The sequence below is a fragment of the Virgibacillus chiguensis genome (genome assembly GCF_900129865.1).
GTDB classification, from domain to species: domain Bacteria; phylum Bacillota; class Bacilli; order Bacillales; family Amphibacillaceae; genus Virgibacillus; species Virgibacillus chiguensis.
Genome location: NZ_FQXD01000004.1, coordinates 229,670 through 241,822, shown reverse-complemented (window position 1 = coordinate 241,822; position 12,153 = coordinate 229,670). Strand labels below are relative to the sequence as shown.

General features: G+C 36.8%; 7 protein-coding genes and 1 CRISPR repeat array. Of the genes, 1 reads left to right on the top strand and 6 read right to left on the bottom strand.

What is annotated here, in order from left to right; translation table 11 throughout:
• Positions 1-22: 22 nt before the first annotated feature.
• From BUB45_RS06830 to BUB45_RS06805, 6 genes are all read right to left on the bottom strand, one after another.
• The gene (locus BUB45_RS06830) at positions 23-1,171 is read right to left on the bottom strand and encodes an exo-beta-N-acetylmuramidase NamZ family protein (protein ID WP_073006627.1); all 1,149 of its coding nucleotides are present in this window, start codon (positions 1,169-1,171) and stop codon (positions 23-25) included.
• Between the two features lie 99 nt (positions 1,172-1,270).
• A complete protein-coding gene (gene nagZ, locus BUB45_RS06825) occupies positions 1,271-2,857 on the bottom strand; it encodes a beta-N-acetylhexosaminidase (RefSeq protein ID WP_073006626.1) in 1,587 nt (528 codons plus the stop codon).
• Between the two features lie 529 nt (positions 2,858-3,386).
• Positions 3,387-5,264 (bottom strand): beta-N-acetylhexosaminidase, encoded by a 1,878-nt coding sequence (locus BUB45_RS06820; RefSeq protein WP_073006624.1) that lies wholly within the window; start codon positions 5,262-5,264, stop codon positions 3,387-3,389.
• 573 nt (positions 5,265-5,837) lie between these two features.
• A CRISPR array of direct repeats spans positions 5,838-6,667; the repeat unit is 34 nt; unit sequence GTCGCACCTTGTATAGGTGCGTGGATTGAAATTT.
• 476 nt (positions 6,668-7,143) lie between these two features.
• Positions 7,144-8,535, bottom strand: coding sequence for a PTS transporter subunit EIIC (locus tag BUB45_RS06815; RefSeq protein ID WP_425303959.1), 1,392 nt, complete (start codon positions 8,533-8,535; stop codon positions 7,144-7,146).
• A gap of 16 nt (positions 8,536-8,551) precedes the next feature.
• Positions 8,552-9,295 (bottom strand): chitin disaccharide deacetylase, encoded by a 744-nt coding sequence (chbG, locus tag BUB45_RS06810; RefSeq protein WP_073006613.1) that lies wholly within the window; start codon positions 9,293-9,295, stop codon positions 8,552-8,554.
• A 218-nt stretch (positions 9,296-9,513) separates the two neighbouring features.
• Positions 9,514-10,839 (bottom strand): 6-phospho-alpha-glucosidase, encoded by a 1,326-nt coding sequence (locus BUB45_RS06805; protein WP_073006611.1) that lies wholly within the window; start codon positions 10,837-10,839, stop codon positions 9,514-9,516.
• Positions 10,840-10,997: 158 nt separating this feature from the next.
• Between BUB45_RS06805 and BUB45_RS06800 the strand changes: the two genes are divergently transcribed.
• Positions 10,998-11,717 (top strand): GntR family transcriptional regulator, encoded by a 720-nt coding sequence (locus BUB45_RS06800; protein WP_073006609.1) that lies wholly within the window; start codon positions 10,998-11,000, stop codon positions 11,715-11,717.
• Positions 11,718-12,153 lie beyond the last annotated feature (436 nt).

The following is a 12,153-nucleotide window of genomic DNA, read 5'->3' as shown; positions in this document are numbered from 1 at the left end:
GTGTATGCAAGCTTGATACCACTTATTGGTATAAAAGATACGGTTCTCTTACTTGTCGAAAAGATTCCAATGCTTCTTCACAAGCATTTACAAACACATTTGTCTTTTCTTCTAAAATAAATTGTCTGAGCGATTTGGTTCCGGCTAATAAATCGAAAAAGTATTTATTGTTTTCATTCGTTATAAATGAAAATGCATCTGGGTAAAGAGAAGCGACAGTTTCAAGTAATAGGATACCTGTTACTACAGAGTTTAACAGATGACGATCTTCTATATGAAGTTGAACGCCTCCACATAATTGATTCTTATATTTTTGATAAAAAGGTGTAAACGATGTCGGTCTAGCTAGCACGCCAGGGATGTTTCTTTGATTAAAGGCGCTAGCTAATATTTGTCCATCTATAAAAGGAGCACCAATAACTTCAAATGGTTTCGTTGTACCTCTACCTTCTGATACATTCGTCCCTTCAACGAGACAAGTCCCCGGATACAGCATGCTCATCTCAAGCGTCGGCGTGTTGGGAGAAGGTGGCACCCAGAATAGACCAGTCTGATCAAAATACATCGTTCTCCTCCAGCCAACCATATGAATCACCGTCAATTCACAATAATAACCAAATACATGTTTAAATAAAACAGCAAGTTCGCCAACTGTCATGCCATGCCTATTCGGAATGGGCAAGAGCCCAACAAAAGAACGAACATCTTCTTCTACTACATTACCTTCCATTTTTATACCGCCAATTGGGTTAGGTCGATCCAATACGACAACATGCTTCCCTTCTTCCATACACGCTTCCATCACGTATGCCATCGTATAAATAAATGTATAATACCGCGAACCAATATCTTGTAAATCAAAAACAATGACATCTACAGGTTCAAGCATCTCTTTTGTCGGTTTTCTAGTCGTTCCATAAAGACTATACACTGGTAGCCCCGTATAAGGATCAACAGTTGATGTAACCTTTTCCCCTTCTTTAGCGTCCCCTCGTATACCATGTTCAGGAGCATAGAGTGCAGTAAGTTTAATATGTGGGTGATGGTAAAATAAATCAATAGCAGGAATTAACCGTTGATTCACCCCCGTCATATTCGTTACTAGACCAATTTTTTGATGTTTAAACTGCTTGTATGCTGTTTCTAAAAACACTTCCAACCCGAGCTTCATATAAAGTGCCCCCACTTTCATCTCCTATCTGGAAGATAAAGTAAAATCACGTTCACTCTCCTACACTTTTAACAATCCGATCTACCTTTTTTATTTTGGTTATATCGTTACAGGAGATGTACCACTTACTTTCTCCTTACCCAAAACTGCTCCTGCTGCTACATGTAAAGCAGGATAAGTAAATTCATATGTGTTGATATATGCTTTCACTTGCGGGATATACCGCAAGTCATAGGGGCTTCGCATCGCAATAATGACAAATGGCAACGGAGTTTGTGCTAACTTCTCCACTAGCGTTACCTGCTTACTGCCTTTCGTAATGGTCAACGTACCAACAAAAATAAAGTCATAATGATGTGCTTTAGCAACGATTTCTTCTATATCAAGTTCTGTCAAATCCTCCGTGACATCTATCTTATCAACATTTTTATGATAGCTCTTTACTGCTTCATCTAATGCAAGTGTTGTATGCCGTTTATCTTCCACTTCCACCTTCGCTCCATCGTTAGGACAAAGGACAAGCACACGATCCTTTTCCTTCAAGGAAACCGGGATAACGTTTTCATTTTTTACAACCGTTATACTTTCCTTATACATTTGATAAGCTATCTCCTCATGTCGTTTACAGTTTACAACTTTCGGAATCGCCTCATTACCCACGAGCTGGATGTCATCCCAATGTAAGTATCTTTCCTTTAGGGAGTCTATTCGTCTAATGGATTGCGTAATAAAACTTCGATCTAACTCATTTGTTTCTATTAACTGGATGATTTTTTGAATCGCATCTTGTTGTTTACTAGCTGTATGAGAAATCATAAGTAAATTAACACCAGCTTTGATAGCCTCCACGGCACTCTGTTCTGTCCCAACTCCATTTGCAATTGCACGCATCTCCAAACAGTCTGTCGTTACAACGCCGTCAAATGCTAATTCCGTTCTTAATAATTCAGTAATGACCTTTTTAGATAATGTAGCTGGAACACCTTGCTTTGATTCAATAGCTGGAAAATACACATGTGCGGACATCACCGTATCAGCGCCAGCGTCTATACTTGCTTGAAATGGGAGAAGCTCAACACTTTTTAATCGTTCCTTACGATGAGAAATAACGGGTAAATCAAGATGGGAGTCCACATTTGTATCGCCATGACCAGGGAAATGTTTTAATGTCGTTATCACGCCACCATCTTGCATTCCTTGCATCATTTGCCTACCAAAATCTGCGACCATTTCAGCTGACTCTCCAAAAGAGCGGACACCAATAACGGGGTTATCTGGATTATTATTCACATCCAAAACAGGTGCAAGATTCCAATTAATCCCCAGTGCTTTTAGTTCCTTGGCAGTTGCTAGCCCGATGCGATAGGCATTCTTAGGATTATTCGTGGCACCTAACGCCATTGCTCCCGGAAAAATGGTGGTTCCTTCACCTAAACGACGAACGACCCCATTTTCTTGATCTACACATATAAGTAACGGATGGGTATAGCCTGCTTTTTTTGCTTGTTTTTGCAAATCTGTCGTAAGGCGAAGCACCTCTTCCGGTGTACCGATGTTTCTACTAAAAAGGATTATACCGCCAATATGGTATTGATGCATCATTCTCCTAATATAGTCAGGAACTTCCTTCCCAGGAAAACCAATAACCAATAATTTCCCTACTTCTTTCGCAAGGCTTAACTTCATTAAAGACACCCTCTCGTATAGTATATTTAGGCGCTCCTATTTGCCTATTATTTTTGTTTCCTAATCGAGATTGTATACGTGTTTGAACCTGTCTCTTTTCACTAGAGGCGGACATTGCTTGAAACCCCTAGTTGCAAACAGCCAAGCTTATGCTGTTCTCAAAAGAGGCACCACCTTGCGCTTCAAAGGAATGATTACCTGCTCTTATTATTACTAGCTATTCATTTCTTAGAGGTTTATGAGATGTTTCTAGATAATGATCTTCTGATTATTTAAAACCATTCTTGCTTCTTGTAGATGTAGCCACACTATAAAGGCTGTTTTCTAGTGTGCATGCGGATTTTCAGACACGTTAACTGTATACCTTGATGATGCGAACTTAGATGTAGTACTTTTTTAACAAACCACTTGTGCAATAGATTTTTTCTTCTCTTTTATTCTAGCATACATATCCGTTTAACCAAAACTAAATTTTAATTAGGAATAAAATATTCCGATTTATTATTTCAGAGACTATCCTGTTATCTTTCTATAGTGGACTAGCGCTAACAATTCTATGATAGAGGTTCCTTCCTAAAGATTCTGCCGGCATTTGGTAAGGCCCGTCGAAATAAAGACGCTCTTCTGCTAACTCTTCTATTACAACCATTTTTCCTTCCACCCACTGTTTGATACGATATTGAACTGTATCCAAACGTGTTATCACTCCACCATATCGTATTTCAATGATTTCCCATCCAAACGGCTTATTCATAGAAAACCATAAATCTCTATGTGTATTTCTTAAATCAATGAGTTCCTGCTGTAACACTTTTATTTGCTTTAAATAAATTTGCATATTCTCTTTATGAACGGTGTCGTATGCCTGTTTGATATGTATCCCGAGTTCTGCCTTCGTACTTAACACTCTCGCCAACTGCTCATAAAAGGCAAATAGAGAAAAAAACGTTGGATTGCGTTCTTTTGCTTGTGTTAATTGCGGGATCATTTGTTCATAATGTTTGCCTAAAGATAGCCCTTTAATATTTTCATCATATAAGCCGAGCAAAATATCTTGCCACAACAAAAATTTAGAAGGATTTGACGCATGTAAATTATTTTCCGAAACACCAGGCGTTTCATCAAATTGATGTAAAACCATAAAATCGTTATAATTAGCACCTACACAGCACGCGAATCTCACTTGCCATGTTTTAGCATGAATGACTTGATGATACGTATGCTCTGCAAAAAGTTGTAGCATTGGCAATGCGGTTGTCATTGGCGTTTCAGCCCCGTTATCTCCCCACATTGTAGCAAAAACTTCCTTTACTCCTTCTTTTTTACATGCTGTTAAGGCTGCTTCTGTCGTTTGTATAGCTTTGCCATAGTTTGGAGCAATACCATTCCAAGTCCAAACTCCACCTGCAAATACTGAATTTGGTTTCAAAACTTGATGTTTTTTTATAAACGTTTGATAGAATGCTTGTTCGGTATGATAGTAATCCCAATAAACGAGCTGGACATCAGGAATAGCAGCTACTATATCATCCGGTATATTGGCTTCGAGGTCGTAGTATCCACCAGTTTTAGATCCAAGTCGAAAATACATATCACTCCAAAGCATTGGTTTTAAGCCAAGTTTTTCGGTTATTGCAACGACTGCTTGCAAATGTTTATTCATAATGGCAAATCGCTGTTCGTAACCATTTCTTTCTAAGTATTTTCCGAGCCCTAATTGATGTGCTTCATCCATTCCAATATGAATTCGATTCGATTTGAATGGCTTAGAAGCAGCCTTTATGATCGCCTCGATAAAGGCATACGTTTTCTCCTCCCCTACAAGTAAAATATCGGCTGTATCTTTCATCTCTGTAGCATAGTTCCACTTTAACGCTTCTGTTAAGTGAGCTAGCGTCTGAATACATGGAATCATCTCTATCCCAAGGGCAGCAGCATATTGATCGCATGCTCTCAACTCTTGTTCTGTATACCTCCCACGCATATAACCAAAATAGGGGTATTCTTCTACTTCATACGTATCTTCTGTATAAATCATCAGCACATTTAAACCCATTACTGCCATTTTTCGTAGCATGTTTTTCATTTCTGATACACGCATTACTGCATTTCGTGAAGCGTCTAGCATAGCTCCGCTGTTATCGAATTGTGGCTCCTCCTCCAATTCAAATTCATGCTTTAATTGGAATTGCTCCAGCCACAAACCTAACGCTCTAAAAAAATGAATTGGCTTTTCAAAACAGATTTGCCCGATAGACTGGTTTTTGGAAATATAAATAGAACCTTTCCTCTGTTGAACGTGAATTGGGAAACCATTGATATCATCTATTACAAACCCTAATTCTGTGGCAAGTATTTTTAATCCATCATGTACAACGCTTACGTCACCAACAAACTTTATCTTCATATCTATCCTCTCTCCCTTGGTACGATAAAGTAAATGACTGCATCATCTGGTTATCAATTACTATCATCATATCACAAACAAAAGGCGGATGAAATAAATATTTAGAAATATTTTATTTTTCTGTAACTTGATTTCATTGTTTGAAGATGTTTGCCTAAAGATTGTACAATTCATTCTTTTACACGTTCAAACTAATTTTGTGTTCACTAAACTCGCTTGCAGTGCGTGGCAGATTAGATGGTACTATCTTCATGCATGAAATGACGCTTTTTTTATAAAGTGAAACTTCCATGCGCAGGGCTATTACTACTTGGCATGACTTATTATTTGAACTATCATATAATATTTTTAGATAAAATATGGTTTATTGGAGAACTTTTTTAAGAAACGAAATTAAAAATTAGGTGCGAACCCCAAGTGCACATGAAAACCCCGGGAGATTCGCACCAAAAATCACTTGCTTTTTTGGTGATTTTTATAATAAAGTTGAGAGTAACTAATCATATTTGAGATTTCTAATCTAAAAATGGACTGTTTTTGATTGTTTTTGTTAATTTTTAGGAAGAAATCGCAGTCGCACCTTGTATAGGTGCGTGGATTGAAATACTAAAAGAGGTATATACATTAACAACGGAATAAGTCGCACCTTGTATAGGTGCGTGGATTGAAATTTGGTGTTTACGCCATAGAGTCCTGCATATTTGGGTCGCACCTTGTATAGGTGCGTGGATTGAAATTTTTAAAACCCAAAAGTTTAGGTGGAGATACTCCGTCGCACCTTGTATAGGTGCGTGGATTGAAATTTAAACCAACTCATCACATCATCTAATAAAACTCGTCGCACCTTGTATAGGTGCGTGGATTGAAATTGTTGACGTTTCTTTTCTCCTTGATATTCTGTTTGTCGCACCTTGTATAGGTGCGTGGATTGAAATAGTTTGTTCATTTCCTCATTTTGTGGTTTGGACATGTCGCACCTTGTATAGGTGCGTGGATTGAAATTTGATGCTTGTCGGGACAGTTACGGCAGCACTAGGTCGCACCTTGTATAGGTGCGTGGATTGAAATTTTCCCGTCACTTCGTATAGATTATGCGGATAAAATAGTCGCACCTTGTATAGGTGCGTGGATTGAAATCTCCGTCAAACTGACTGCCTCTTGTATTCGTAAGTCGCACCTTGTATAGGTGCGTGGATTGAAATACGTTTTGTTAACAAATTTTCTTGCATCCATAATCTTCGCACCTTGTATAGGTGCGTGGATTGAAATGAATAACTCACTCTTATCTGTAAGCGTAAAGTAAGTCGCACCTTGTATAGGTGCGTGGATTGAAATCCAGCGTCCACGCCTACTTTTATTGGTTTCATAAGTCGCACCTTGTATAGGTGCGTGGATTGAAATTACTCTGTTTTTGATTACAGCCGCAGACATGTTAGGTCGCACCTTGTATATAGGCGCGTGGATTGAAATGTATTTTTCTGCCTGCGGTTCGCCCTGATCGTAACTTGTACAACCGTGCTAAACGCACTCGTTAACCCTAGCAGACATGAAGAGTACATATGTCTAACATCCCTGTTTGTTGACTAAAAGTCTAACTTTATTCTTATTTATAACGTCATATTATTGAACGGCGACATACACAATCTATGGTGTACATATTCATTTTCATTTTCTTGTCTTGACGCGTTTTTTCTATTTTAATACGCGACTTTCTTGCTTTATTGCCCAACTTTCTCAATGCAATGCGCGTTTATCCTTACACGGATTCATTGCGCTCTTAAGCTTTACTCATTTTATTACAATACCTTTCAGATAACAGCAAAAAATAAGTGTAAAATTATAGTTCTCACCCAATTTTACACTTATTTTTTATACGACCTTACTTCTCTATCTGCTTTTTAAATTCAGTCAAAACTGTTCCCGCCTCAGGACCGATAATAATTTGGATATGTTTATTATCGACTTTAACTACGCCATGTGCACCCGTCTGTTTTATTTTATCTTCATCAACAAGAGAGGCATCTTTAACTACCAACCTTAGGCGTGTCATACAGTTTTCGTAATCGACTACATTTTCCTTGCCCCCTATATTTTCCAATATCTTTTTTGCCATATATTCAAATTTATTGTGCGAGAGCTTCAAGAACTGCTCCTTTTCATCTGCCTGAAAACCGAATTCCACATCATCTTCTCTACCGATAACTTTTATATTTTTCTTAACAATAATCGTATAAAATGTAAAATAATAGAGTAATCCAAATACTAACCCAATAGGAATGATCATTAAACCGCTGTCAGAAAGACTTAAATTTAGACCATAATCAATGATGCTTCCTCCCCACGAAAATCCGTGCCTAACGCCGAATAAATATAAAGTCGCTCCTGCTAAGCCGGTATATACGGAATGAATAAAGTATAATAATGGTGACGTAAATATAAAGGTAAATTCAATTGGTTCTGTCAACCCGGCAACAACTGACGTCAATGCTCCAGAACTCATTAACGCTTTTGTCTCCGCTTTCTTTTTCTTATGAGCGGCTCTCGCTATAGCTAAAGCTATTGCTGGAACCCCAAAAATCATGACGATAAAAAATCCGCCAAGAAAGTATCCAGCAGTTGGATCTCCATTCATAAATCTAGTAATTTCTCCGGTTACAACTTCCCCAGATGCATTTTCATAACTTCCAAGACCAAAATAAATATACGTATTCAGCACATGATGTAATCCAAACGGTAAAAGAAAGCGATTTAAAAATCCAAAAATAAATATCCCTACTGTACCTAGACCAACGAGAGCTTGAGCAAATGAATCAATACCTTGTTGAGCATAGGGCCATATGAGAGAGAAAATTCCTGCGACAGGTATCATTGTTAAAATAATCATTGTAATTGGAAATTTTTCTCCACCAAAAAACGAAAACATACTTGGCAATTTTGTATCTTTAAATCGGTTATAGATGCCTGCTGCAATTAAACCAGCTATAACACCTCCAAAAACACTCATATCTAAGTCGGGATTCATTAGGGTTAATCCTTCATTTAAAACAGTTATTGCTAAGAAGCCTGTTAGCGCAGGTATGCCACGATCCTTTGTTTTAGCTAGTCCCATTGCGATACCAATCGCAATTAGCATATCCATATTCGCAAAAATGACCCCTGCAGCTTGAAACAACTTCCAATCTAATAAATCTCCTGCACTTAGTCTAAATAAAATACCAGCTATCGGCATCGCAACAATTGGAATAAGCATGGATTTACCAAGCTTCTGCATAAACTTTCTCAACGTTTTAAGCCTCCTCTTTTTCTAACTCACGATACGTCATTAATTGAAAGTGTTGTTGCAATTTTTTCTTTACATCTGGATGTATAAGCATTGCTAATTCTTCAATCCGTGGTGTCGCATAAGATGATCCTGTCATTAACGATTTATCTAAATAAGCTGGATGACACATGATTTCTATTGTTTGTGCTCCTTTATACTCCTCTACTATTGTGTTTACATCTCCTAATAGTATTTCGGGATTGTATTCAAAATGATCTGTTGTGATTAGTGTTCCAAATTCGGGTTTTATTTTAAAGTTGTGGCGTACTGGTAACTTATATTCCTTTGCTAATTCTAGGAATACAGGCAATATAGGTTCTAAGTTGTTAATATGATGGTGACTATCTAAGTGAGTAGGCGCAAGCCCGGAATCTAAAAATGCTCCAATTTGCGCTTTCCATTCTGCATATAATTCATTTGTATCAATATGGAATAGTTTTTGGTAATGGTAAAGCTTTTTAAAATTTCCATCCGCATCTACTAATGTGTGGTGATTCTTTAAGATTGGTTTTCCACATGTAAGTGTCAAATGGACGCCAATTCCTAGTGTTTTATGTTTTTCTCCTAATTGATAAGCATGTTCTGCACCAGGCATATTTGTCATTAAAGTTGTGGACGTTAGCACGCCTTCTGTATGCGCATCAATTATTCCATAGTTGACTGAGCGTGAATATCCAAAATCATCAGCATTGATAATTAGTTTTTTCACTTTTAATCCCTTCCCTTATGTTGGTGATTTTATTGTTAGAAAATTGAATTTACTAACAATACCTGTTTCTAATCAAAAAAATGAACGCGTTTTACCACAGCAATTACGTTGACCATTTTTATCCCAAAAGCAAGAACCACCCCCTTATGTCCTAACTTTTATTCGTTAAAAAATTTCTAGTTTATACATTCATAAGCTACAAGAACTTACCGTCTTTCTTATTGCAATTCTGGCCAATAGCCTTTATTAGCCTTAATTAAATCATCAAGTATAGCTTTTGCAGTAGGAACGTGAACAACCATTCTATTTAAGGTTAATGCTTGTAGAGCTTTGGTATAACTGTTTTCAAAGTATGCATCTGCGACTAACTTTTCGTAAGCAAACTGATTTTCAATTAAACCTTTATAAAAAGTTGGAACTTTACCAACAGAGAAAGGCTTAGGACCACTAGCTGTTAACAAGGCCGGAACTTCAACCATAGCATCATCGGGTATGTTAGAAATAATTCCGTTATTTTCTACCATGACAATATATGTTTGTTTTAAGTTATAAACTAACGAAGCTGCTGCTTTGACCATGTAAACTCCATGAATATCAACATGTAGTTCAACGTTTTTAGTAGATTTGTCTTGAATAATTTGGTTACAAAGCTCGGTTATTCTTTTTTCCCGCCCATTTATTACTTGGCGTGCACGAGTATTCGTAAGGCTTTCTTTTTTAGCTAAATCGTCTGGATAGAGATAGTATTGCAAGTACGTATTTGGTAGAAACTCCGGAAAATCAATCAGCATTTTTCTTGCTTGTTCAAATGTCTGCTGCCATGATTGATCATTAGCAATTTCCTGATCTGTAGGTACAAATCCTTCACCCATAATAGTATCTTTGATGATTTGGGTTAAATCATTCCCTTCACTATCCTCGATTTTCGTAAACCAGCCAAAATGATTGAGACCGAAGTAAGATGGTACTAAATCCCATATGTTTTTGTTTAGCATCGTTGCAAAGCTATGCATGATAGCAATTGGCATATCGCAAATGTTTATTAGCTTAGGAACTTGCGGGAATTCTCTTTTCAACGCTTCTGCTACAATGGCTGCTGGATTTGTATAATTTAGAATCCAAGCATCCTTGGAGTACTTTTTAATATCGTAAACAAGCTCTATCATATCTCTAATAGAGCGTAACCCATATGCCATCCCACCTGGACCACATGTTTCCTGTCCGACTACCCCATATTTTAATGGGATTTGCTCATCCATCTCCCGCATTTGAAGCCCACCAGTTCTGATTTGTATAAAAGCAATATCAATTCCAGTAAAAGCTGTTTCTTTGTCCGTTGTATAATGGAAAGATTCTAATTCTGGATAATATTCATCTAAAATAATGGAGGTTGCTTTAGCAACTTTTTCCTGTCGTTTTTCATCATTATCATAAAATGTTATTGAATTTAAGGGAAAATTTTTCTTTTCTGCAATTAAACTCATGATCATTCCAATGGTATAAGTACTTCCGCCACCGACGATTACTAAATTTTGTTTCTTCATATGCGAAACCCCTTTCAGATGTATTGCATACATAATAGCATTAAACTAATACAAAAACAATACAATTTAAATACAACTTATAAACTATATTGTTTAGTTGTGAGAATTCGTATTCAAATGGTAAACTAAATGTAGCATTATGAAAGGTAGGAAAATGAATGTGGAATAATTCTTTGCCACTATATAGGCAAATAGCAAATAAAATTAAGGAAGATATTATCGGATCTAAACTTGCTAAAGGTGACGCCATCCCAGCTGAAGCAAAGTTAGCAAAGACTTATGAAGTTAGTCGTGTAACTGTTAGGCAGGCGATAAAGCTTTTAGTTGAAGAAGGATTACTTTATAGCATACAAGGTAGCGGGACGTATGTTGCCCACAACAAAGTAGAGCATAATATTCTTCATTTACAGGGCTTTACTGAAGAGATGCAAAAATTGCAAAATAACCCTAAAAATGAAGTATTAGAATTTAAGTTGACGGATCCTACAGATGAAGTTCAAGAGATTTTAAATATCTCGAGTAATGAAAAGGTCTACTATATGAAGCGACTACGTTATGCAGATCATGAGCCGTTTTTATTGGAGGAATCTTTTCTACCCGTTGATTTGTTTCCTGATTTTTCTATTGAGGTGATAAAAAAATCTAAATACAATTATATTGAAAATAAAGGATACACCATTGACAAGAGGTACGGTGAATTAATACCAATTCTTCCTAATGAAGAGCTAAAAAAAATCCTGCAATTGCAGGATAATCAACCATTGCTATTTTTAAAAGCCTTTACAGTGTTTGAAGATGGGAAGCCCTTTGAGTATTCTAAAGTATATTACCACCCGAAAAAATACTCCTTTAAATTCATCTCAGAAAAGAACGATTAACTAGGTAGTGATTCTTTTGTTAATTTTATCATAGTTAAGTGATCTTTATTTTAAACTGTCGTATAATAGAGGTGCATAATTAAAATTAGCTTATTTTTAGTGCGAACCTGAAGTGCACATGAAAACCCCGGGGGATTCGCACCTCTATTTAATCACTTTATGGAAAATTATGGAATTAAAATAACGATTATTTAAGCATTATTATTGATTTACTCTTTTAAAACAAGCACTTTTATACGACTTTTGTAAATTTTTAGGAAGAAATCGCAGTCGCACCTTGTATAGGTGCGTGGATTGAAATTTTAAAAGAGTATCCTTACTAAAGGATACTCTTTGTCGCACCTTGTATAGGTGCGTGGATTGAAATTTACAAATTTTCTTGACATTATGCATTACCTCCAGTCGCACCTTGTATAGGTGCGTGGATTGAAATATT

Bases quoted from the DNA above. Each gene is read 5' to 3' on its own strand.
- BUB45_RS06830 (WP_073006627.1), bottom strand. From the start codon at position 1,171: ATGAAGCTCGGGTTGGAAGTGTTTTTAGAAACAGCATACAAGCAGTTT.
- nagZ (WP_073006626.1), bottom strand. From the start codon at position 2,857: ATGAAGTTAAGCCTTGCGAAAGAAGTAGGGAAATTATTGGTTATTGGT.
- BUB45_RS06820 (WP_073006624.1), bottom strand. From the start codon at position 5,264: ATGAAGATAAAGTTTGTTGGTGACGTAAGCGTTGTACATGATGGATTA.
- BUB45_RS06815 (WP_425303959.1), bottom strand. From the start codon at position 8,535: ATGCAGAAGCTTGGTAAATCCATGCTTATTCCAATTGTTGCGATGCCG.
- BUB45_RS06805 (WP_073006611.1), bottom strand. From the start codon at position 10,839: ATGAAGAAACAAAATTTAGTAATCGTCGGTGGCGGAAGTACTTATACC.
- BUB45_RS06800 (WP_073006609.1), top strand. From the start codon at position 10,998: ATGTGGAATAATTCTTTGCCACTATATAGGCAAATAGCAAATAAAATT.